Source organism: Pseudomonas sp. S60, from assembly GCF_016647865.1.
Lineage (GTDB): Bacteria > Pseudomonadota > Gammaproteobacteria > Pseudomonadales > Pseudomonadaceae > Aquipseudomonas > Aquipseudomonas parafulva.
The window spans coordinates 62,831-85,847 of sequence record NZ_JACVVH010000018.1 but is presented as its reverse complement, the minus strand read 5'-3'; the positions used below and the strand labels follow the sequence as shown (position 1 = coordinate 85,847).

The following is a 23,017-nucleotide window of genomic DNA, read 5'->3' as shown; positions in this document are numbered from 1 at the left end:
CCAAGCCAATGATCGAACCCAAGCGCGTCCTGCGCGCCCTAGCCGAACACTGGGCCTTGATCGAGCCGCTGTGCGAGCGCTTCGACCAGGGCACCCTGAGCCTGGTGGAGCTGCGCCACCACGTGGCCCGCCAGCAGGTCGAAAGCACCCCGCAGGACATCACCCAGCTGCTCGATGTGTGGATCCGCCTGGATATTCTGGTGCCGGTGGCCAAGAGCCCCAACCGCTTCGAGCTCAACGCCCAGATCCACGACTTCCTGGCTTACCTGCGCCGCGAGCACCGGCTGGGCCTGTGCCTGGAAATCGAAGCCTACCTGCGCCACCTGGAGCGCCTGGCCGGGCATATCCAGGATGCCTTCGACAACCGTGACAGCGACGACCTGGCGCGCCAGCTGCGCCTGCTCGACATGCGAGTGCGCGATGTGCTGAAGAAGCTCGACAATGACGAGCAGGCCCTGGTGGCCGTGGCCGAGCGGGCCAAAACCAGCAACCGCCAGATCCCCCTGCGTCAGCGCTACGCCGAAGTACTGGCTACCTGGGACGAATACGTCGAGCCCATGATCCAGCTGGTGAACGCCGACGGCGCCTTCGAGCAGGGCGTGCGCAAGGTAGAAACCGTGCTGCTGAAGCTGCTGGGCGAACAGGCGCGCCTGGGGCACCTGGTTGACGACGACATGCTGCTGCGCACCCACGCGCGCATCCTGGAAATGCAAACCAGCGCCCAGCTCACCCTGCGCCACGCCCGCGAGCTGCTGCTGCCGCTGCGTGAAGAGGCGCGCCGACACAACGCCGTGACCCGGGGCGCGGCACTGGCACTCTCGGTGATCCGCCGCAAGGGCCTGGACGCCCTGCCGCAGGCTGCCATGCCACTGTTCACCCGGCCGCAGAGCACCTTCCTGGGCAGTGCCAGCCAGGTGGAGGCCTATGTGTATGCCCTGGCCCGCTTCGAGCCCAAACCGGCGCGTTTCCCCAAGGCCCACAAGCCTTCCTCCGGCGCCCTGCCCCGTGCACCGCGTACGGTCAAGGAAATGACCGATCGCTGCGAACAGGCGCTACCACTGCCCGACCTGATGGTGTGGCTGCTGGAGCAGGAGCCCGAGGGCGCAACCGACGAGCTGCTGTACTGGTTCTCGCGCCTCTCGCGGGAAAAGCGCTTCAGGCGCCAACGCCTGGACCGCCGTGACTACACCACCCAGGAACACCGGGTCAGCCTGCGCTCGTTCGCCCTGACCTCCAGCCGCGAAGACGCCACCACAGCGCTTACCGACACCAACGCGAGCCCAGCCCATGCATCTTGATCTTTCCGAACTGTCCCAGCTCGCGCCGATCTTCCGCGAGCTGTTCAAAGGTTTTCACGTCAGCCGCCGCGACCCCGAGCTGTACGCCCAATTGTCGAACTTCCAGGACCAGTACCGCACCCTGTTCAAGGCCCTGGGCTTCGAGCTGGTGTGCGATACCCGCGGCTTCTACTACTTCGTGCCGGACATGGCCGCGGCGCAGGTGAACAAGACTGCCCAGCGCCTGTCGCTGTTCACCTTCATCCTGGTCGAGCACCTGGCCGACCAAGGCCGCGACCCGATGGCCGTGCTGGACGGCGGCAGCATAGGCCGTGACGAACTGCCCTCGCTGCTGGACAAGTACCGCGACCTGTTTCTGCAGGCCGAAGTACAGACGGTGGACGAGCTGGAGGAGAAGATCCTGCGGCGCATGACCCAGCTCGGCTTTGCCCACGAAGAAGGCGGCATCTACCGCTTTCTGCCACCCATGCACCGTTTTCTCGATGTGTGCCTGGCCGTGCAGCAGGACCGTGACCTGGCAGCCACCCTGCACAGCGACCTGCCCCTGCCCACCCCGACCCTGGTCGAGGAAGAAAGCCCCGAAGCACTCAACCGCACCGACGACCCGCTGGACCTCAGCCCCTTCGAGGGCGAAGAGAGCGAGGAGCAGGCCTTGGCGCGGGCCATTCGCGAAGAGCAACAGGAGATTGACGCATGAGCCAGGAACGCTACGGTATCCGCCGCTTCGCACTGCTCAACACGGCGGGCTACAGCCTCGGCCTGTTCCCGCTGGAACACCCGCTGTCGGTGTATGGCGCCAACAACCTGGGCAAGTCGGCGTCGATCAACGCCCTGCAGTTCCCCATTCTGGCGCGCATGTCGGACATGAGCTTCGGCAAGTACAGCCTTGAGCAGTCGCGCCGCTTCTACTTCGCCAGCGACACCTCGTACATTCTTTGCGAGCTGAGCCTGCCCCACGGCACCCACGTGATCGGCGTGGTCGGCCGTGGCCCGGGCGGCGGCTTCGGTCACCAGTTCTTCGCCTACAAAGGCGAGCTGGACCTGGCCCACTACCAGAAGAACGACACCTGCCTGCGCCAGAAAGAGCTGTTCACCAACCTTGAACGCTTGGGCATCAAGGCCTACGAGGTGAAGCCCGACGAGCTGCGCCGGCTGCTGGTCGGCGGCCACACCTCGATACCGCTGGACCTCACCCTGATCCCGCTGCGCTCCACCAGCGAGCAGAGCCTGAAAACGTTCCGCGCCCTGTTCATCAACCTGCTGCACATGCGCGAGATTACCGCCGCCAAGCTCAAGCAGCTGTTCCTGGATGCCTTCGAACACAGCCTGCGCTCCGGCAGCGTCGACTACATTGCCGCGTGCGAGGAAGCCTTCCGCGACGTGCGCCGCATGGAGCAGGACTACAACGCCCTGGTCGCTGCCGGCCCCCTGGTGGAAGCCCTGGCCGGTGGCGTGGCCCAGCGCGACATCCTGCGCGGCAAGCTGCACCGCATTTCGCCGGTGCTCGACACCCTGCTGGGCACCTGGCAGGAATACGCCATGGCGCGCAAGGAAGAGCTGGTCATCCAGGCCGAGCACTACCGCGGCGAGCAGGACCGCCTGCAGAACGACCAGCGCGGCGGCACCCAGGAGCTGATGCGCCTGGAGCGGGAAATCACCGGCATCCAGCGCTGGCTGGGTGAGCTGTCGGTGCTGCGCCACCGCTTTGCCCTGGTCGACGACGTCAAGGTGCTGGAACAGCAACTGCTGGCGGCCAAGGACGCCCACGACGAGCTGGCCGGAGCCCTGGCCCAGTCTCGCCAGTTCAGTGCCGAAGACCTGGACGAGCGCGTACGCGACCTGGAAAAACGCCTGAAACAAGTCAGGCAACAGCTGGACCACGCCGACAACAACAGCTATGCCCGCCTGCGCGAAGAGTTTTCGCAGCAGGACGTCGACCGCCTGATGCGCCTGTTCAACGGCGCCCTGTTCAGCCTGCCGCTGGGCGAGCGCGGCATCGAGCTGGACGACAGCGACCTGTGGGTCAAATCGCTGGAAGCGGTACTCGACGGTTTCAAGGGCGAGCGCTTCGAGGCCCCGGGCCTTTCCATCGACCTCACCCACATCGACCCGCCTGCGCTTCAGGCGTTGGCCGACCGCGCTGCATTGCGCGACCAGAAAGAGCGCCTGGACAAGGAGCTGCGGCAGCTGAAAACCCAGCAGGCCGTCAGCGCCGACCGCTCCGCCTCCAAGGCGCAGACAGAAGCCCTGTACCAGCAGGTGCTCGACGCCCAGAAGGCGCTGGAAGACTTCCGCCGCAGCCAGACCCTGGCCGCCGAGGAACCCGAGAAGCTGGAGCAGCTGTCGCAACTGGAGGCCGCCCAGGATGAGCTCAAGCGCTCCAGCGACGCCTTCACCGAGCGCGTCCAGCAGCTGTCGGCCAAGCTGCAGCTGGTCGGCCGCCAGATCGGCGACCTGGAGTCCCAGCAACGCACGCTCGACGACGCCCTGCGCCGCCGCCAGCTGCTGCCTGCCGACCTGCCCTACGGCACGCCGTTCATGGAAGCCGTCGATGACTCGATGGACAACCTGCTGCCGCTGCTCAACGACTACCAGGACAGCTGGCAGGCTTTACAGCGTGTGGACAACCAGATCGAGGCGCTGTACGCCCAGGTACGCCTGAAGGGCGTGGCCAAGTTCGACAGCGAGGACGACATGGAGCGCCGCCTGCAACTGCTGGTGAACGCCTATGCCCACCGCACCGACGAGGCGCTGACCCTGGCCAAGGCTCGCCGCGCAGCGGTTACCGATATCGCCCGCACCTTGCGCAACATCCGCAGCGACTACGACAGCCTGGAACACCAGCTGGCCTTGTTCAACCGCGAGATCAACCGGCGCCAGGTGTCCAACCTGGAAAGCTTCCGGGTGGTGCTGGCGCCCAACAAGGAGGCCCTCAAGCACATCGACCAGATCATCCACAGCGCCGGCCAGTACGAAGAAGGCGAGACCCTCTCGGTGTTCGACCTGACGCAAAGCGCCGAGCAGGACAACAAGAACGAAGAGGCCAAGGAATACCTGGCGCGGCTGGTGGCGGCCAACCACAACCAACTGGGGCTCAAGGACCTGTTCGAACTGGCGTTCGAGATCACCAAGGTCAATGGCCAGCCGGTGATCCACGCTGACATCGACGGCGCGGCGTCCAACGGCACCACCATGACCATCAAGGCGCTGACCAACATGTACCTGTTGCTGCACCTGATGGACCGCGACCTGGCCGGCCGCATTCGTCTGCCGTACTACCTGGACGAAGCTGCCGACATCGATGAACGCAACCAGGCAGCCTTGCTGGAAACCAGCCTGCAACTGGGCTTCGTGCCGATTCTGGCGAGCGTGAAACCGCAGGTGTCGGCACGGGTGGCGATTGACCTGGAAGGGGGCAGCGGCCCCAATGGCATCTACATCGACGAGGCGGACTGGAAGTACATCAGCCGGCTGGACGAGGTGAAGGCGGTTGTGCGCGAGGGGCAGGCCGAAGAGTTGGCCTGACGGTACACCTTGGGGGGTTGGGTTACCTGCGAATAATGCACTGCTGCAATTATTCGCGGGTGAACCCGCTCCCACAAGGATCGCGCCAGCATTCAGATTTTTGGCACACAGTTGCTTCTACGCTATCGCGCTGGGCGATGATTTAACCAGCAAACCCCACTCCCTGTGGGAGCGGGTTCACCCGCGAAGCAGGCAGCGCGGTGTATGGCACCGGCTTCGCCGGTGTTCGCGGCTGAAGCCGTTCCCACACGGTGGATTGCGCCAGCATTCAGATTTTGTGGAATACAGTTGTTCCCACAGGATTGATGTTGTAGCAGCAGGGTTAGTGCTGCTACAGGGTTACTGCTGTGCCCAAGGCAGAATCGGGATCGCGGTCACGGCGTTTTGCGGGCTGCCTTCCACAATGCGGTCGCTGTATACCAGGTACACCAGCGTGTTGCGCTTCTTGTCCAGGAAGCGCACCACCTGCATGGTCTTGAACACCAGCGAGGTGCGCTCCTTGAACACCACGTCGCCATCCTTCAGGTCGCCCTTGAAGCTGATCGGCCCAACCTGACGGCAGGCAATCGACGCTTCCGCACGGTCCTCGGCCAACCCCAGCCCACCTTTCACCCCGCCGGTCTTGGCTCGAGACAGGTAGCAGGTCACGCCCTCGACCTTGGGGTCGTCAAACGCTTCGACCACAATGCGGTCGTTCGGCCCCAGGAACTTGAAGACAGTGGATACCTGGCCGATTTCCTCGGCGCCGGCCAGCATGGGCAGCGCCAGCGCCGCCACGGCAAAGATCTTTTTCAGCATAGTCATACCAGTACCAGATTGTCGCGATGCACCAGCTCAGGCTCGGCGCTGTAACCCAGTATCGTCTCGATGGCATCGGACGGCTGGCCAATAATTTTCTGCGCTTCCAGGGCACTGTAGTTGGCCAGGCCGCGTGCGACCTCCAGGCCATCGGGGCCCACGCACACCACCATTTCGCCGCGGCGGAAGCTGCCCTGCACGGTCTTGACGCCTACCGGCAGCAGGCTCTTGTTGGCCTGGCGCAGGGCCTGCACGGCACCGGCATCCAGCACCAGGGTGCCACGGGTTTGCAAATGCCCCGCCAGCCACTGCTTGCGGGCGGCCAGCATGCCACGCTCGGGCGACAACAGTGTACCCAGCTGCTCGCCGGACTTGAGGCGGTCGAGCACACGCTCGATGCGCCCACCGATGATGATGGTATGGGCCCCGGAACGCGCCGCCAGGCGCGCTGCGCGCAGCTTGGTCTGCATGCCGCCACGGCCTAGGGCACCGCCGGTTCCACCCGCCACCGCATCCAGCGCCGGGTCATCGGCGCGGGCTTCGCTGATCAGCTGGGCATTTGGGTTGTTGCGCGGGTCGGCGTCGAACATGCCGTCACGGTCGGTAAGGATCACCAGCAGGTCAGCCTCTACCAGGTTGGCCACCAGTGCCGCCAAGGTATCGTTGTCGCCAAAGCGGATTTCGTCGGTGACGACGGTGTCGTTCTCGTTGATCACCGGCACCACGCCCAGCTCAACCAGGGTGCGCAGGGTGCTGCGGGCGTTCAGGTAACGCTTGCGGTCGGACAGGTCGTCATGGGTCAGCAGGATCTGTGCGGTGTGCTTGCCATGCTCGCCGAAGCTGGACTCCCAGGCCTGCACCAAGCGCATCTGGCCAATGGAAGCGGCGGCCTGCAGTTCGTTCATCGCACTCGGTCGCGACGTCCAGCCCAGCTGGCTCATGCCAGCCGCCACGGCCCCGGAAGAGACCAGTACCAGCTCAACCCCTGCCTCGCGCAGCGCGACCATCTGCTCGACCCACACGGCCATGGCACCGCGGTCGAGGCCTTTGCCATCGGCGGTCAGCAGCGCACTGCCAATCTTCACGACCCAGCGCCTGGCGCCCGTCACCTTGCTTCGCATCTTCTTCCAACCTATGTCGAATCTGTAGATACCGTGGATACAAAAACGCCGCTCCAGAGAGCGGCGTTTAGTGTACTGCAACCGGTCAGTCGCGCACGTAAATGATTTCCGGGCCGTCTTCGTCGTCCTCGAAATCATCGTCCCAGCCGTCGTCGTCGCCGATATCGTGCACGCTCTTCACGCCAGTGCGGCGCAAGGTGCGGGCATCGTCCAGGGCCTGCAACTGGGCACGGGCTTCGTCTTCGATGCGCTGGTCGAGGTCGGCCAGTTCTTCGGCGTAGGCCGGGTCGTTGGCCAGGCGGTCGGCGCGGTCTTCGAGGTAGCGCATCAGGTCGTGGCTGAGCTTGTCGGTGCCTTGCTTGGAGATGGCCGAGATCACGTAGACCGGGCCTTCCCACTGCAGGCGGTCGATCACTTCCTGCACACGTTCATCACGCTCATCGTCCATGACCATGTCCGACTTGTTCAGCACCAGCCAACGCTCACGTTCGGCCAGCGACGGGCTGAAGCGGGTCAACTCGTTGACGATGACTTCTGCGGCATCGGCCGGGCTGCTTTCGTCCAGCGGCGCGATGTCGACTAGGTGCAGCAGCACACGGGTGCGCGCAAGGTGCTTGAGGAAGCGAATACCCAGGCCAGCCCCCTCGGAAGCGCCTTCGATCAGGCCGGGGATGTCGGCGATGACGAAGCTCTTCCAGCGGTCGACACTGACCACACCCAGGTTTGGCACCAGGGTGGTGAACGGGTAGTCGGCCACTTTCGGCTTGGCGGCCGATACCGAGCGGATGAAGGTGCTCTTGCCAGCGTTGGGCAAGCCCAGCAGGCCGACGTCGGCGAGCACTTTCATTTCCATCTTCAGGTCGCGCTGGTCGCCCGGCTTGCCTGGGGTGGTCTGGCGCGGCGCACGGTTGGTGCTGGACTTGAAGCGGGTGTTGCCCAGGCCGTGCCAGCCGCCCTGGGCGACCATCAGTTTCTGGCCTGGGGTAACCAGGTCACCAATCACCTCCTGGGTGGAAGCGTCGATCACGGTGGTGCCCACCGGCACGCGCAGGAACAGGTCTTCACCCTTCTTGCCGGTGCAATCGGTGCTGCCGCCATTGGAGCCGCGCTGGGCTTCGTGGTGACGGGTGTAGCGATAGTCGACCAGGGTGTTGAGGTTTTCGTCGGCAACCATGTACACCGAGCCGCCGTCACCGCCGTCACCACCGTTGGGGCCACCGTTCTCGATGAATTTTTCGCGACGGAAGCTCATGCAACCGTTGCCGCCGTCGCCGGCCTTGACCCGAATGGATACTTCGTCAACAAACTTCATTAAAACCGCCTCTCGTCGCTAGACGAGTTGAATGACTCAAAAACATGAGGCTCTTGCAAAAATGAGCGCGGCGGCCCCGTACGACCGTAGAAACCAACGCCGGCAACCCAGACAAACAGCTTTGCAAGAGGCTCACCACAAACGAAAAAGCCCCGTCGCATGACGGGGCTTCTGGAGCGACGTCGCGATTAAGCGGCGACGATGCTCACGTAACGGCGCATGAACTCGCCTTTCTTCTCGAACTTGATCACGCCTTCGATCTTGGCGAACAAGGTGTGGTCCTTGCCCATGCCAACGCCGTAGCCAGCGTGGAATTCGGTGCCGCGCTGACGGACGATGATGTTGCCGGGCTTGATAACCTGGCCGCCATACATCTTCACGCCAAGGCGTTTCGATTCTGAGTCGCGACCGTTACGAGTACTACCACCAGCCTTCTTGTGAGCCATGGTTCAATTCTCCAAATAAATTCAGGGGATCTAGGGGATTAAGCCTGGATGCCGGTGATTTTGATCTCGGTGAACCACTGGCGGTGGCCCATACGCTTCATGTGGTGCTTACGACGACGGAACTTGATGATGCGAACCTTGTCGTGGCGGCCTTGCGAAACGACTTCGGCCACTACTTTAGCGCCAGCAACAACTGGAGCACCGATGGTGACTTCTTCACCGTTGGCGACCAGCAGGACGCGATCGAAGGTCACGGATTCGCCAGTGGCGACTTCCAGTTTTTCGATCTTGAGGAATTCACCTTCAGCGACTTTGTACTGCTTGCCGCCGGTAACGATTACTGCGTAAGACATGGTATTTCTCCGATAATCCTGCTCACCCAGCGCTTTATATGATGAGTATTGGCTGGCATGGCTGCACAGGGCTGGAACGGCCCGGCGCAATTGCGTAAGGCAGGTGCTGCCCAGGAAGTTAGGGTGCGCGATTGTACGCAACCCGGGTTTTGCTTGCAAGTACCGCCCCCGGCCGACTGGCACCGTGCCTTGACACACCGGGACCCGCAACCTAGCATGCCGCGCAACCTCACTGGAGCAGCCGATGCAACCCCAAACCTTCTACCGTGCGGTGGCTGACGATTTCAGCGCCGTCGACGAGATCATCAAGAAGCAGCTGACCTCGCGCGTGCCGTTGGTATCGAAGATCGGCGACTATATCACGTCCGCCGGTGGCAAGCGTCTGCGCCCGCTGCTGGTGCTGCTGTGTGGCAAGGCCTTTGGGCACCAGGGCGACGACCTGCGCCTGCTGGCCGCCACCATCGAATTTCTGCACACCGCCACCCTGCTGCACGACGATGTGGTCGACATGTCCGGCATGCGCCGCGGTCGCTCCACCGCCAATGCACTGTGGGGTAACGCCCCCAGCGTGCTGGTAGGCGACTTCCTTTATTCCCGCTCGTTCGAAATGATGGTCGAGCTGAACTCCATGCCGGTGATGCAGATCCTGTCCAAGGCCACCCGCGTGATCGCCGAAGGCGAAGTGCTGCAGCTGTCGCGGGTGCGCGATGCCAGCACCACCGAGGACGTCTACATGGACGTCATCCGTGGCAAGACCGCCATGCTGTTCGAAGCGTCCACCCACAGCGCCGCCGCGCTGGCCCAGGCCACCGACGCCCAGCGCGAGGCGCTACGCACCTTCGGTGACCACCTGGGCGTGGCCTTCCAGCTGGTGGACGACCTGCTCGACTACGAAGGCGATGCAGAGGCCCTGGGCAAGAACGTGGGCGACGACCTGGCCGAAGGCAAGCCGACCCTGCCGCTGATCTACACCATGCGCGAAGGCACCGCCGAGCAGGCTGCGCTGGTGCGCAAGGCTATCCAGAAAGGCGGCCTGGAAGACCTCGAGCAGATCCGCGCAGCGGTGGAGGCATCCGGCGCCCTCAAATACACCGCTGAAATGGCGCGCAGCTACGTGAAACGCGCCATCGAATGCCTCGAAGTGCTGCCGGCCAGCGAGTACCGGGACGCACTGGTGGAGCTGAGCGAGTTCGCGGTCGCGCGCACTCACTGACAGGCCGCATCGCCTCTGTCGCGGGCGAGCCCGCTCCTGCATCGGTGCCGTTGTGGGAGTGGGTTTTGCCCGCGCCTGCATTTGTCCGGACAAAATCACTTCTGCAGCAATACCTTTTACAATGTGGGTTTTTAGACACCCGCCTGTTAGAGGAACCGAAGTGAGTACTTTGCCACCCTGCCCGAAATGCAACTCCGAATACACCTACGAGGATGGCACTCAGCTGATCTGCCCAGAGTGCGCCCACGAGTGGTCGGCCAGCGGCGACGCCGAGGCGGCCAGCGACGAGGTGGTGAAAAAGGATTCGGTGGGCAACATCCTGCAGGATGGTGATACCGTCACCGTCATCAAAGACCTCAAGGTCAAGGGTTCCTCCCTGGTGGTCAAGGTGGGTACCAAGGTCAAGAACATTCGCCTGTGCGACGGCGACCATGATATCGACTGCAAGATCGACGGCATCGGCGCCATGAAGCTGAAGTCCGAGTTCGTGCGCAAGGTCTGATTTCACAAGAATCCGCCAATTGGTTCTTGCTATTTTGATAATAAGAATTATTCTCATTGGAAAGCTATCCAAGGAGAATGGTCATGACTTATCTGATAGACGCCTGGCTGGACCGCCCTCACCCCTACCTGCGCATCCTTCATCGGGAAACCGGTGAGGTGTGCGCGGTGCTCGAGGAAGAAGCACTGGACGAATTGCGTGACCAGGGCGACCTGGACATGAATGGCCTGAACTCGAGCGAGCCCGGGGTATTGAAGGAGCTGGTGCGCAACCTGTTTCTGTTCTGTTATGCACGGGCCTTGCGCCCAGGCGGAACAGACTGGAATTGACCTCTGTGGAGCCACTGTCGCCCACACAATCTGAGCGTTGGCGCAACCGCTGTGGGAGCGGGTTTACCCGCGAATACCGGCGAAGCCGGTGCCATGCACCGCGCTGCCTGCTTCGCGGGTGAACCCGCTCCCACAAATGCGGCCCTCAGGGCATTACAGAACGTCCAGCAGCTCGACGTCGAACACCAGTACGCTGTGCGGCGGGATGCTGCCCACACCTTGCGCGCCGTAGGCCAGCTCGCTCGGTACATACAGGCGCCATTTGCTGCCGGCATTCATCAGTTGCAAGGCTTCGGTCCAGCCAGCAATCACACCACCCACCGGGAATTCAGCCGGCTGGCCACGATCGTACGAGCTATCGAACACGGTGCCGTCGATCAGGGTGCCATGGTAGTGGGTGCGCACGCTGTCTTCGCGGGACGGCTTGGCGCCTTCACCTGCGGTGAGCACTTCGAACTGCAGGCCAGAGGCCAGGGTGGTGATGCCATCACGTTTGGCATTGTCGGCCAGGAACTGCTTGCCAGCGCCAGCAGCGGCTTCAGCCTTGGCAGCCGCTTCGGCCTGCATCACTTCGCGGATAACCTTGAAGCTGGCCGACAGATCGGCTTCGCTAACGCGGCTGTCTGCACCGTTGAACGCGTCGGTCAGGCCGGCCAGAATGGCTTCCAGGCTGACGCCCGGTGGCGGGTTGTCACGCAGCTGGCCACCCAGCTGACGGCCGATGCCGTAGCTGACGCGGGTTTCGTCGGTAGACAGGTTGAGTTCGGACATTGTCATGCTCCGCAGCAGGGCGCAGCGAAGCCGCGCCCTTGGTGAAAAGGGCCAGCAGCCTAGCACACTGCTGGCTGCCAGCGGCAAGCGGCTCAGTGCTTGGTGAGCTTGTCCAGGTAACCCATGCAGAACGCCGACAGCACGAAGGTCATGTGAATGATCACATACCACATCAGGTATTCGGTGGAGATGTTCTGGGCGTCCATGAACACGCGCAGCAGGTGGATGGACGAGATGGCCACGATCGAGGCGGCGACCTTCATCTTCAGCGACGAGGAGTCCATCTTGCCCAGCCAGTTGAGCTTTTCCTTGCTCTCATCGATGTCCAGCTGCGAGACGAAGTTCTCGTAGCCGGAAATCATCACCATCACCAGCAGGCCGCCTACCAGCGACATGTCGATCAGCGACAGAATCACCAGGATCAGGTCGGCTTCGCTAAGGGCGAAGACATTGGGCAGGACGTGAACCACTTCCTGGAAAAACTTCAGCGCCAGCGCCAGCAGGCCCAGGGACAGGCCGAAGTAAATGGGAGCGAGCAGCCAGCGAGAGGCATACATCGCATTTTCAAGAATACGTTCCATGGAGGGTTGGGGCTCGTAGGTGACTGGAAAAACGACGGCGAGTATAGCCAGCCACCTGTTCCAGCAAAAGCCCAGGCCCTTGCCTCAACTCTCAGGATGAAACTGGTAATCACCCAGGTTCCTGCACCGTTCGCCATTGATCCGCCGCAACTGCGCCTGAAGATGCAGGCACCAGATCTGCGGGTCTTCGCTCAACTGGTAACCGTGCAAGGTCAGGCTGTCGACAATGGCGTTCAACACCGATTCTGCCACCACAGGCCCGTGAAACGGCCCCTGGGCCTTGATGGCCGACGGTTGCTCGCCGGCCATGCCGGCAGCGAACAGCAACGTCCACATACCAGTATCGCCGGCCAGCGGGCGAATGCTGCATTCAATTCGGGTCACCAGGCCCAGGCACTGGCGAGTGAGGCTGAGGTTGCGCATGGCCGCGTCCCCCTAGAGCCGAGATCGGCCTGAACACCAGGCCGTTTCCATCCTGAACCTTGATGCTGTCCCTAAGTTCCAGCATAGAGGAACAGCGAGAAAAGATGGAAAACCGGCGCCGAACGGTAGCACATGGCCGCCAGCGCCGGTTTATTGACTCAAGCCGGCTTGGCTTGGGCGATCACCTCTTCGAGGCGTTCTTTTTCTGCCTTCTCGATGTCTTCCTCGCTGATCATCTCGGCGATCTCCCGCAGCCGTTCGACCACGCGCGCATTGACACTGCCTTCGGTGAACTGGCCTTTTTCGTCGGGCGCCCCGGCCTCCTCGCCCACCAGCAGGCTAAGAGCCTCGTCTGCCTGGCTGACCGCATACACGTGGAACACGCCGTTCTCCACTGCCTGCAGCACGCGTTCGTCGAGCATCAGCGTGGCAACGTTGGCGCGCGGGATGATCACACCCTGCTCGCCCGTCAGGCCACGTGCCTCGCACAGGCGGAAGAACCCTTCGATCTTCTCGTTCACCCCACCCACTGCCTGCACCTCACCAAACTGGTTGATGGAACCGGTGATGGCAAAGCATTGCTTGAGCGGCGTGCGCGATAGGGCGGAAATCAGCGTGCAAGCCTCGCCCAGCGAGGCGCTGTCGCCGTCCACGTAACCGTAAGACTGTTCCAGGGCAATACTGGCAGAGATGGCCAGTGGGAACTCCTGGGCATAACGGCTACCCAGGTACCCGGTGAGAATCATCACCCCCTTGGAATGGATCGGCTGGCCCAGGTTGACCTCACGCTCGATGTCGACGATACCGCTGCCGCCCGGGTACACGGTGGCGGAGATACGCGCCGGCATGCCGAAGGCCGAGTCGCCCACTTCCAGCACGGTCAGCCCGTTGCACTTGCCGATGGCTGCGCCCTGTGTGTCGATCAGGATGATGCCGGCCAGCATGTCATCCAGCACCCGCTGTGAAACACGCCCGGTACGCGTGGCCTTGGCCTTGAGCGCACGCTCGATGTGGCCGGCATCGGTCATCTCGTCACTGGCCAGCTGGCGGATGAAATCCGCTTCGCTCACCAGCTGGAACAGGTCGCCGATACGGGCAGAAAGGCGCGACTGGTTTTCCGCCAGCCGGGCGCTGTAGGTAGCCAGCCGCGCCACGGCGTCACTGGTCAGCGGGGCCATGCCCTCCTCGTTGGTGCGGGTGCGCAACAGCTGGGCGAACTGCTCCAGGTTTTCGTCGACCATGGGCATGTCTTCGTCGAAGTCCACCAGCACCCGGAACATCTCCTGGAAGTCCGGGTCGTGGTCTTGCAGCGCGTAATACAACTGGCGCGAGCCGATGATGATCAGCTTCACGTTCAGCGGGATCATCTGCGGGGTCAGGCTGACGGTGGCGACACGGCCCAGCTCGCCCAACGGCGATTCCATCTTGAGTTTGCGCGACTGCAAGGCACGCTTGAGGGCATCCCATACAAACGGCTCGCCGAACATCTTCTCGGCTTCAAGAATCAGGAAGCCGCCATTGGCACGGTGCAACGCGCCGGGGCGCAGTTGGCGGTAGGAGGTGTACAGCGCGCCCTGGTCGGTGCTGTATTCGATACGGCCGAACAGGTTGTCGTAGGTGGGGTGCGGTTCGAACACCACCGGCGCACCGCCATCGACATGATGGCCAACCATCAGGCTCGGCGCGTATTGCTCCTCGAGGAGCTTGCGCGCCACGGCGTCGGTCTTGCTGTCATCGACCAGTTGCTCGACCACAGTGCGCAGCAGGTTCAGCTGCACCGACTGCAAGTAAGCGCACACGGCCGCATTTTCGGCGTATTTTTCCGACAATGGCGCCAGCAGCGGCTGCAGCGCCAGGGTGATGGTTTCTTCGTTGAGCTGGCGCAGCTGGTTGTTGGACTCGCGCTTCCACTGCGGCAAGCTGGCGAGCTCCTCGTTCAGCTGCTCCTCGAGCAGGGCGATGTCTTCGTGGAACTGCTCGCGCACCTCTTCTGGCAACTGGGCGAATTCAGCTTCGTCCAGGGCCTTGCCGTCGGCCATCGGGGTGAAGGCGACGTTGCTGGCGTCGCGGTACAGGGCCACGTCCTTTTCCAGCGATGCACGCTCGATCACATCCAGGGCGCGGTCATAGCGCTGGTTGAAGGCGCGGTCGATGGCGCCTTTTTTCTGCTGGTAGGAGGGGTGTTCGAACACTGCCGGGAAGGTTGCCAGCAGGTTGTCGATCAACCCGCCCATGTCGGCGATGAATTCACCGGCCGTGCCCGAGGGCAGCTCAAGGGCGCGGGGCTCACGGTTATCGTCGAAGTGGTTGACGTACACCCAGTCGGCCGGCGTCTGCTGACGCTTGCCCTCGGCCTTGAGGTAGCGTTTGACGAACGAAAAACGCCCGGTACCGGGCTCGCCCATGACGTACACGTTGTAACCAGGGCGCGGCATGGCCACGCCGAACTGCAGGGCCTCGACAGCACGTTCCTGGCCCAGGACTCCGCGAAACGGCTCCAGATCGTCGGTATTGGCAAAGGCAAACTGCTCGGGGGAGAAACGCCGGGTCAGGGCTTCAGGCGCAAGACGCAGGCGCGCAGCGACAGGATCGGGCATTGGGTTTCCTTACTTCGGCGGGGCAGATGGCAGCATTCTGGCGCCGCCTGCGCGAGGGTTGCAAGGCTATAAAAACTTTATGTCGCAGGTGCGACGGTGTCTTGTGCAGGCAAATTTTTCGCAATCAGTGACGCAACCTTTAGATCGCGCCTAAACTCCAAGCTGCGCGGGTGGGTGAAATGCTTTCCCGACCTGGCAATCGAGTTGCCAGAAACCTGACCCTTGGTTTAAGTCAAATAGAGAATAAAGCTATGAAACGGATTCTTCTGGGTACTCTGTTCACCGTGGCCTCGCTCAACGCAATGGCCGATGCGCCAGGCGGCCCGAACTGCGGCTGGGGCAACATGCTGTTCGAAGGCCAGCGCGGCACCCCTGCGCACTTCCTGGCTTCCACCACCAACGGCACTTCCGGTAACGCCACCTTCGGCATGACCTCCGGCACCAACGGCTGCTCCACCAAGGCTTCGCTGACCTACGGCGGCAAGTCCTGGTTCGCCATGAACGGCATGATGAACGAGCTTTCCGAAGACATGGCCATGGGCCAGGGTGAAGCTCTGACCACTTACGCCGTGGTACTGGGCGTGGCACCGGAAGACCGCGGCTATTTCGCATCGGTCACCCACGACCACTTCAACCAGATCTTCAGCAGCGCCGACGTCAATGCTGAAACCGTACACAGCAACACCCTGGCCGTTCTGAAGAACGACCCACGCCTGGCCAAGTACGCTACCGAGGCGTAATTGCCGCTTTTCCCGCCCCGGCCCCGGGGCGGGTTTCGCCTTCTCTTCGGCATCGTCTGGAAGTAGCTGCCCCCTATGTTCAAACGCCTCGCTTCCCTAGCGCTGTTAGCCTGCGCCCCTGTTCATGCCGCCCCGCACATCGACCAAGCTCGCCTTCAGCAACTGGCAAACACCCCCTACTGGATAGCCCTTGGTCATTATGAAACGGGCAAGCTGGGTGGCTGGCGCAGCTATGTGGACGACGATGCGTTTTTCCTGGCGCAGGACGGCGCGCACCACCCGGACCGCGAACTCAAGGCCACCGTAGAGGCCCTGTACGCACCGGCAAGCCTTGGCGACAAGCATGCTCAATGCGTGTTCCCGGCCCGCACCCGCTGGCTGCGTGAGCAGCTCGGCCTGCAAGGCCTGCCAGAGCCGGACTGCCAGGAATTCAAGACCTGGTACCAGTCGATCGACCCACACAGCGCGGCGCTGATCTTCCCGGCCGCTTACCTGAACAGCCCCTCGTCCATGTTCGGCCATACCCTGCTGCGCATCGACCAGTCCACCACCCGCAGCGACGACACCACGCTGCTCAGTTACGCGATCAACTTCGGTGCGTACATCGAAGGCAGCGACAACAGCATCCTGTATGCCTGGAAAGGCCTGGCGGGCGGCTACCCTGGCCTGTTCGCGCTGATGCCCTACCAGGAAAAGCTCTCCGAATACCGCAGCCTGGAAAACCGCGACCTGTGGGAGTACCAGCTGGACCTGACCCCGGAAGAGACCGGGCGCATGGTGGAACATGTGTGGGAACTGAAGCAGATTCAGTTCGACTATTTCTTCTTCGACGAGAACTGCTCCTACCGCCTGCTGGAATTGCTGCAGGTGGCGCGCCCAGGCCTGGACCTGACCTCGCAGTTCCCGCTTACGGCCATCCCTACCGACACGGTCAAGGCGGTAAAGCAGTCCGGCCTGGTGGCCAGCGAAATCTACCGCCCCTCGCGCGAACGTGAACTGTTGGCGCGGGCAGCACCGCTGGATCATGACGAAAAACGCCAGGTGCTGGCCGTGAGTGCCGACACCGCGCAACTGCAAAGCCCCGAGTTCAAGGCACTGCCCCGGGAGCGTCAGGCACTGGTGCAGGACGCCGCCTATCGCCTGGAGCGTTACCGGGCCAATGGCCAGGAGCGCGACCCCGGCCAGGCCAAGCGCAGCTTCGAGCTGCTGCGCGCGATCAATACCAACCCGCCGCCACCCTTGCAGATTGAACGCCCGGGGCTCCCCGAAGACGGCCACGATTCGCGTACCTGGCAGCTTGGCGTAGGTACCCGGGAAGACCGCGCCTTCGCCGAGTACGGCCTGCGCATGGCCTACCACGACCTCAACGACAACGCCTATGGCTTCCCGCTCGGCGCCCAGATCGAGATCCTGCAGTTGAAGGTGCGCCAGTACGAAGGCAATGACTGGCAGGTGCAACGCCTGGACCTCGCCACCATCCGCTCGCTGACACCGCGCAACGAGCTGCTCAAACCCTGGTCATGGCAGGTGGCCGGCGGCCTGGAGCGGGTACCGGGCAAGCATGACGACGAGGTGCTGGTCAGCCACGTGAACGGCGGCGCCGGCGGCACCTGGCAACTGGCCGACGGTTTGCTGGGCTTTGCCCTGGGCACAGTGCGGGTGGAGCACCACAACGATTTTGCCCAGTTCATTGCACCGGCGGCGGGGTTCAACGGCGGGCTGTTGTGGCGCAACGGGCTGGGCAACATGACGCTCGAAGCCAAGGGGGACTACTTCACCAACGGCGAAGTACGCCGCAGCCTGAGCCTGAACCAGCAGTGGGAGATCAGCCAGAACCTGGGGCTGCGTCTAAGTGCCTCACGCGGGTTCAGCCACCTGGCCACGGCACAGAACGAGGTGATGCTCGAAGTGAAGTGGTACCACTACTAGCTCTCGCTGTAGAACCCGCGACTCTTTGACACTGTTTTGACAGCACCGCGACAAATCGCCCTCTAGACTGGTTATCAACAGCTGGAGGGTGGGTGGCCATGTGGCGGTACGGGTTGGGCTTGTGCGTTGCGTTGCTGCTGGCGGGGTGTGAAAGCACCCACGAGCAGATGGTCGGGCGCGGCTACCCCCCCGCCTATGCCGACGGCTTTCAGGATGGGTGCAGCAGTGGCCGGCAGGCCGCCGGTGTGATGGTGGGCGACTTTCGCAAGAACGTGCCGCGCTACCTGCACGAGCCGCAGTATGAAACCGGCTGGGACGATGGTTTCCGCCAGTGCAAGGCTACGCAGGACAGCGCCGAGCAGCAGCAATACCACCAGCGCTTCTGGGACCAGCGCGACCGTGACTGGCAGCAGGAAAAGGACCGCGGCGCAGCCCGGGCCTGGCGCCCCGACTGAGTCGCTACTGGGCATTCGTTGAAACCCTCAGCCTGCCATGATGGTCTTCTGCACAAGGAGGCCGCCATGAGCCGAGCATTCGTCAACGAAGACCAAGCCGCTGCCCAGGCCGATCAACCGGTAGAGCGGCATGTCAGTGAACAACCCAACTATGTAACCGCCAGTGGCCTGCGCCAGTTGCAGGCCCGCGTGGCCAGCCTCAACACCTTGCGCAGTGAGCTGGCGGCGCAGGGTGAGCGCGGTGACAAGCAGCGGTTGGCCGACACGGAGCGTGACCTGCGTTACTTCACCCTGCGCGTGCAGAGCGCCCAGGTGATGCCCCCTGCCCAGTCATCCAGCAAGGTCGCCATCGGCAGCCGCGTCACGTTTGCTGATGAAGATGGGCTGGAGCAGACCGTGCAGTTGGTGGGTGAAGACCAGGCCGACGCGGGGCGCGGGCTGATCAACTGGGGCTCGCCCCTGGGGCGGGCGCTGCTCGGTGCTGAGCCCGGGGACGAGGTGGCGTGGCACCGACCAGCGGGTGATCGGGTGATCGAGGTTGTGCGGATCGACGGTGAAGCAGACTAGGGCCGCGACGCGGCCCTGATAGCGGGCGGGTCAGACTACGCCTTGGGCCAGCATCGCATCCGCTACTTTCACGAAGCCTGCGATGTTTGCACCCTTGACGTAATTGACGCGGCCGTCGGCCTCTTCGCCGTAATGCACGCACGCATGGTGAATCGACTGCATGATGCCGTGCAGCTTGTTGTCCACTTCGCCGGCCGTCCACAGAAGGCGCATGGCGTTCTGTGACATTTCCAGGCCCGACACAGCCACACCGCCGGCGTTGGAGGCCTTGCCAGGGGCATACAGAATGCCTGCCTCCAGGAAGATATCCACAGCCGCAAGCGTGGTAGGCATGTTGGCGCCCTCGGCTACACAGATGCAGCCATTGCCCAGCAGCGCCTTGGCATCGTCCACATCCAGCTCGTTTTGGGTGGCGCAAGGCAACGCGATATCGCACACCAGGCTCCACGGGGTTTGGCCCTTGCGGAATTCCAGACCAAACTGCGCGGCCAATTCGCTGATGCGCCCACGCTTGACGTTTTTCAGCTCCATCAGCGCATCCCACTGGGCATCAGTGAGGCCCGCTTCGGCGTACAGCGTGCCTTCTGAGTCAGACAGCGAAATAACCTTGCCGCCCAAGTCCATGACCTTGCGCGCCGCATATTGGGCAACGTTGCCCGAGCCCGAGATGGCCACGCGACGGCCATCAATACGCTGGTTCTGGCGCTTGAGCATCTCTTCGGCGAAATATACGCAGCCGTAGCCAGTTGCCTCCGGGCGGATCAGGCTGCCGCCATAGGTCATGCCCTTGCCGGTGAGCACCGACGTGAAGTGGTTGGCCAGGCGTTTGTACTGGCCGAACATAAAGCCAATCTCGCGGGCACCCACACCAATGTCGCCGGCCGGCACATCGCAATCAGCGCCGATGTGGCGATACAGCTCACTCATGAACGCCTGGCAGAAGCGCATTACTTCAGCGTCGCTCTTGCCCTTGGGGTCGAAGTCCGAACCGCCCTTGCCGCCGCCCATGGGCAGGGAGGTCAGGGAGTTCTTGAATACCTGCTCGAACGCCAGAAACTTCAGCACGCTGAGGTTCACCGACCGGTGGAAGCGCAGGCCGCCCTTGTACGGGCCGATGGCGCTGCTCATCTGGATGCGGTAGCCGCGGTTGACCTGCACCTTGCCCTGGTCATCCACCCAGGAAACCCGGAACAGCACCGCGCGCTCAGGCTCCACCATGCGCTCCAGAATGCCCGCCTGCAGGTAATGGGGGTTGGCTTCAAGGAACGGCCAGAGGGTGCGCAGCACCTCTTCCACGGCCTGGTGGAATTCCGGTTGGCCGGGGTCACGCTGCTGCAGGCGTGCGAGGAAATCGTCGACGGATTCGATCATGGTAGACATCTCACCAAGAGGATTGGACTTATTGGTTTTCTCTGGAATGTACCAAGAAGCAATCGCCCTGCAACAGGGCGCGATGTCGTTTTAATGAAATTATTTGGTGCGTTTTATATAAATGTATACAAAATAAAACGCTATTTGCCGATTACAGGCACAAAAATGGGGCCTTGAAGGCCCCATCGTTGTGCAGCTGAAAGCGGCTTACTGGGCCAGCTTTTTGTGGCGCACACGGTGCGGCTGGGCAGCAGCATCACCCAGGCGCTTCTTGCGGTCGGCTTCGTACTCGGTGTAGTTGCCTTCGAAGAACACCACGTTGGAATCGTCTTCGTAAGCCAGGATGTGCGTGGCTACACGGTCCAGGAACCAACGGTCGTGGGAAATCACGATGGCGGCGCCAGGGAAGTCCAGCAAGGCTTCTTCCAGCGAACGCAGGGTTTCAACGTCGAGGTCGTTGGACGGTTCGTCGAGCAGCAGCACGTTGCCGCCCTCTTTCAGGGTGAGAGCCAGGTGCAGGCGCCCACGCTCACCACCGGACAGGTCCTTGACGAACTTCTGCTGGTCACCGCCCTTGAAGTTGAAGCGACCAACATAGGTACGCGACGGGATCTCGTAGTTGCCGATGCGGATCTGGTCGGAGCCGTCGGAAACCTGCTGGAACACGGTTTTGCCACCGTCCAGGTCTTCGCGGCTCTGGTCCACGCAGGCCAGCTGCACGGTTTCGCCAATCTCGATGCTGCCCGAGTCCGGTTGTTCCTTGCCCATCAGCATGCGGAACAGGGTCGACTTACCGGCACCGTTACCGCCGATCACACCCACAATGGCGCCCTTGGGCATGGCAAACGACAGGTTGTCGATGAGTACGCGGTCACCATAGCCCTTGGTGACGTTCTTGAACTCGATGACCTTGTCACCCAGACGCGGGCCAGCCGGTATGTAGATCTCGTTGGTTTCGCTGCGTTTCTGGAATTCCTGCGACTGCATTTCTTCGAACCGCTGCAGGCGCGCCTTGGACTTGGACTGGCGGGCCTTGGCGCCTTTGCGCACCCATTCCAGTTCTTCCTTCATGGCCTTTTCGTGGGCGCTCTGCTGCTTGGACTCTTGCGCCAGGCGATCGGACTTGGCTTCCAGCCAGCCAGAGTAGTTGCCTTCGTACGGGATACCCGCACCACGGTCCAGTTCCAGGATCCAGCCGGCAACGTTGTCGAGGAAGTACCGGTCGTGGGTAATGGCTACCACGGTGCCCGGGAAGTCGTGCAGGAAGCGCTCCAGCCAGGCGACGGAATCGGCGTCCAGGTGGTTGGTCGGTTCGTCCAGCAGCAGCATGTCGGGGGCCGACAGCAGCAGGCGGCACAGGGCTACACGGCGCTTTTCACCGCCGGACAGGTGTTCGATGCGCGCATCCCAGGCCGGCAGGCGCAGGGCATCGGCCGCCACGTCCAGCTGGCGCTCCAGGTTATGGCCGTCGGCGGCCTGCAGGATGGCTTCAAGCTTGGCCTGTTCGGCGGCCAGCTTGTCGAAGTCGGCATCGGGCTCGGCGTAGGCCGCGTAGACCTCGTCCAGGCGGGCCTGTGCGTCCTTGATTACGCTGACCGCTTCTTCGACCACTTCGCGCACCGACTTGGTGGGGTCCAGTTGCGGCTCCTGCGGCAGGTAACCCACGTTGATGTCGGGCATCGGGCGGGCTTCGCCGTCAAACTCCTTGTCGACACCCGCCATGATGCGCAGCAGTGTCGATTTACCCGCGCCGTTCAGGCCGAGTACACCGATCTTGGCGCCCGGGAAGAACGACAGGGAAATGTTCTTGAGAATTTCCCGCTTCGGCGGCACGACCTTGCTCAGCCGATGCATGGTGTAGACGTATTGAGCCAAAACCAAGCCCTCTCATTCAGATAAGTAAGGACATCGACGAGCGCCCCGGCGATGGCCAGGGGAGTCACGGTCGGGTGTCGTTGAACAAAGTGGACCATTCTACGCCAACGCGCCGCGTTGCATAGGCGTGGCTAATGGTCGAGAAAAAGGGGGCGCTGGCCTGCAGGTGCTGCGGCCAGCGCGGGGTCAGACGTGGCGCTGCCTGGCCTTGCCGCGTGGCAAGCGGCAACGCTCACCTTGCTCGGCAAGGCGCGAAGCCCAGGCCGACTTGACGCTGAAACCACCGCTGCGCGCTGGCTGTACAGGGGCCACAGGTGCCGACGTGGCGGAAGGCGTGGCGACCGGCTTGGCGCCTGGCTTGGCCACAGCTACAGGTGCCGGTTGCGCAGCTGCCCTGGCGCTGGTACGCAACTCGGCCAGCGACGGCGCCTTGGCCTTGGTGGCTGCGGCGGGTTTTACCAGCGAGCGCTGGCAAGTCTTGCAGGATACGTCCTCGGTCACGGCAGTGCTGACAAGGGTCTGACTGCTGCGCCCACAGGCGGAATCGAGGCCATTGGTGGAAAAGTGAGTAACCAAAACCGAACATCTCCGATGCGTTGTCATGTGAAGCGGGCGGCATTCTCGCACAGGTTGCAGGGGCTTGCCGAACCAGGGCCCCACGGGACACGGCGAACAGCGCTGGCACTTTGCCACAATGCTAGGCATGCTAGCCGGTTTCGAGTGTCCGGCTTATAGTGCGCCACCGCGGTATGGCAGCCAGGCACCGGCAGCCGCCGCGCATGACCCTACCTGCCATCGCCAGCCCAATCGC

22 protein-coding genes are annotated in these 23,017 nt (G+C 62.8%); 10 read left to right on the top strand and 12 right to left on the bottom strand.

Going from position 1 to position 23,017, the window contains the following annotated elements:
• Positions 1 to 8: 8 nt before the first annotated feature.
• The 3 genes from mksB to mksF are packed head-to-tail and all read left to right on the top strand — an operon-like array spanning position 9 to position 4,823.
• Complete coding sequence (mksB, locus tag IAE33_RS11405; RefSeq protein ID WP_201163579.1) at positions 9 to 1,298, top strand: Mks condensin complex protein MksB; 1,290 nt, start codon at positions 9 to 11, stop codon at positions 1,296 to 1,298.
• Positions 1,288 to 1,995 (top strand): Mks condensin complex protein MksE, encoded by a 708-nt coding sequence (gene mksE, locus IAE33_RS11400; RefSeq protein WP_201163578.1) that lies wholly within the window; start codon positions 1,288 to 1,290, stop codon positions 1,993 to 1,995. The genes mksB and mksE overlap by 11 nt, the downstream gene beginning before the upstream one ends.
• The gene (gene mksF, locus IAE33_RS11395; protein ID WP_028631718.1) at positions 1,992 to 4,823 is read left to right on the top strand and encodes an Mks condensin complex protein MksF; all 2,832 of its coding nucleotides are present in this window, start codon (positions 1,992 to 1,994) and stop codon (positions 4,821 to 4,823) included. Before mksE ends, mksF begins: the two co-directional genes overlap by 4 nt.
• A gap of 339 nt (positions 4,824 to 5,162) precedes the next feature.
• Here the strand turns inward: mksF and IAE33_RS11390 are convergent, their stop codons facing one another.
• From IAE33_RS11390 to rplU, 5 genes are all read right to left on the bottom strand, one after another.
• On the bottom strand, positions 5,163 to 5,621 hold the full coding sequence (locus IAE33_RS11390; RefSeq protein WP_442967367.1) for a CreA family protein: 459 nt from the start codon (positions 5,619 to 5,621) through the stop codon (positions 5,163 to 5,165).
• Positions 5,622 to 5,623: 2 nt separating this feature from the next.
• On the bottom strand, positions 5,624 to 6,742 hold the full coding sequence (gene proB / locus IAE33_RS11385; RefSeq protein ID WP_201163576.1) for a glutamate 5-kinase: 1,119 nt from the start codon (positions 6,740 to 6,742) through the stop codon (positions 5,624 to 5,626).
• Positions 6,743 to 6,827: 85 nt separating this feature from the next.
• Entirely contained in the window at positions 6,828 to 8,054 is a 1,227-nt protein-coding gene (gene cgtA / locus IAE33_RS11380) for an Obg family GTPase CgtA (RefSeq protein WP_028631721.1), read from the bottom strand.
• 188 nt (positions 8,055 to 8,242) lie between these two features.
• Positions 8,243 to 8,500 carry a 50S ribosomal protein L27 gene (gene rpmA / locus IAE33_RS11375; RefSeq protein ID WP_003247464.1) on the bottom strand — a complete coding sequence of 86 codons (258 nt, stop codon included), beginning with the start codon at positions 8,498 to 8,500 and terminating at the stop codon, positions 8,243 to 8,245.
• A gap of 38 nt (positions 8,501 to 8,538) precedes the next feature.
• Entirely contained in the window at positions 8,539 to 8,853 is a 315-nt protein-coding gene (gene rplU, locus IAE33_RS11370; protein ID WP_003247466.1) for a 50S ribosomal protein L21, read from the bottom strand.
• A gap of 244 nt (positions 8,854 to 9,097) precedes the next feature.
• Here rplU and IAE33_RS11365 point away from each other — a divergent pair, with 244 nt between their 5' ends.
• The 3 genes from IAE33_RS11365 (at position 9,098) to IAE33_RS11355 (ending at position 10,897) form a co-directional block, all read left to right on the top strand.
• Positions 9,098 to 10,066 (top strand): polyprenyl synthetase family protein, encoded by a 969-nt coding sequence (locus IAE33_RS11365; RefSeq protein WP_201163575.1) that lies wholly within the window; start codon positions 9,098 to 9,100, stop codon positions 10,064 to 10,066.
• A gap of 160 nt (positions 10,067 to 10,226) precedes the next feature.
• The gene (locus IAE33_RS11360) at positions 10,227 to 10,568 is read left to right on the top strand and encodes a zinc ribbon domain-containing protein YjdM (RefSeq protein ID WP_009686103.1); all 342 of its coding nucleotides are present in this window, start codon (positions 10,227 to 10,229) and stop codon (positions 10,566 to 10,568) included.
• Between the two features lie 83 nt (positions 10,569 to 10,651).
• Positions 10,652 to 10,897, top strand: coding sequence for a PA4570 family protein (locus IAE33_RS11355; RefSeq protein ID WP_028631724.1), 246 nt, complete (start codon positions 10,652 to 10,654; stop codon positions 10,895 to 10,897).
• Positions 10,898 to 11,050: 153 nt separating this feature from the next.
• Here the strand turns inward: IAE33_RS11355 and IAE33_RS11350 are convergent, their stop codons facing one another.
• From IAE33_RS11350 to IAE33_RS11335, 4 genes are all read right to left on the bottom strand, one after another.
• Positions 11,051 to 11,668 (bottom strand): FKBP-type peptidyl-prolyl cis-trans isomerase, encoded by a 618-nt coding sequence (locus tag IAE33_RS11350; RefSeq protein WP_201163574.1) that lies wholly within the window; start codon positions 11,666 to 11,668, stop codon positions 11,051 to 11,053.
• Between the two features lie 92 nt (positions 11,669 to 11,760).
• Entirely contained in the window at positions 11,761 to 12,249 is a 489-nt protein-coding gene (locus IAE33_RS11345) for a TIGR00645 family protein (protein WP_028631726.1), read from the bottom strand.
• A gap of 84 nt (positions 12,250 to 12,333) precedes the next feature.
• Positions 12,334 to 12,672, bottom strand: a complete 339-nt coding sequence (locus tag IAE33_RS11340; protein ID WP_201163573.1) for a PA4575 family protein — start codon at positions 12,670 to 12,672, stop codon at positions 12,334 to 12,336.
• 158 nt (positions 12,673 to 12,830) lie between these two features.
• Entirely contained in the window at positions 12,831 to 15,269 is a 2,439-nt protein-coding gene (locus IAE33_RS11335) for a Lon protease family protein (protein ID WP_201163572.1), read from the bottom strand.
• Positions 15,270 to 15,520: 251 nt separating this feature from the next.
• On the opposite strand from IAE33_RS11335, the gene IAE33_RS11330 reads away from it, so the two are divergent.
• The 4 genes from IAE33_RS11330 (at position 15,521) to IAE33_RS11315 (ending at position 18,960) form a co-directional block, all read left to right on the top strand.
• Entirely contained in the window at positions 15,521 to 16,009 is a 489-nt protein-coding gene (locus tag IAE33_RS11330; RefSeq protein WP_028631729.1) for a DUF3015 domain-containing protein, read from the top strand.
• A 75-nt stretch (positions 16,010 to 16,084) separates the two neighbouring features.
• On the top strand, positions 16,085 to 17,938 hold the full coding sequence (locus IAE33_RS11325; protein ID WP_201163571.1) for an Lnb N-terminal periplasmic domain-containing protein: 1,854 nt from the start codon (positions 16,085 to 16,087) through the stop codon (positions 17,936 to 17,938).
• A 98-nt stretch (positions 17,939 to 18,036) separates the two neighbouring features.
• Positions 18,037 to 18,393 (top strand): hypothetical protein, encoded by a 357-nt coding sequence (locus IAE33_RS11320; protein ID WP_201163597.1) that lies wholly within the window; start codon positions 18,037 to 18,039, stop codon positions 18,391 to 18,393.
• A 66-nt stretch (positions 18,394 to 18,459) separates the two neighbouring features.
• Positions 18,460 to 18,960, top strand: a complete 501-nt coding sequence (locus tag IAE33_RS11315; RefSeq protein WP_028631732.1) for a GreA/GreB family elongation factor — start codon at positions 18,460 to 18,462, stop codon at positions 18,958 to 18,960.
• Between the two features lie 30 nt (positions 18,961 to 18,990).
• Here the strand turns inward: IAE33_RS11315 and gdhA are convergent, their stop codons facing one another.
• From gdhA to IAE33_RS11300, 3 genes are all read right to left on the bottom strand, one after another.
• A complete protein-coding gene (gdhA, locus tag IAE33_RS11310; RefSeq protein ID WP_201163570.1) occupies positions 18,991 to 20,331 on the bottom strand; it encodes an NADP-specific glutamate dehydrogenase in 1,341 nt (446 codons plus the stop codon).
• Positions 20,332 to 20,538: 207 nt separating this feature from the next.
• Entirely contained in the window at positions 20,539 to 22,206 is a 1,668-nt protein-coding gene (gene ettA, locus IAE33_RS11305; RefSeq protein ID WP_028631734.1) for an energy-dependent translational throttle protein EttA, read from the bottom strand.
• Between the two features lie 186 nt (positions 22,207 to 22,392).
• Complete coding sequence (locus IAE33_RS11300; protein ID WP_201163569.1) at positions 22,393 to 22,782, bottom strand: hypothetical protein; 390 nt, start codon at positions 22,780 to 22,782, stop codon at positions 22,393 to 22,395.
• Positions 22,783 to 23,017 lie beyond the last annotated feature (235 nt).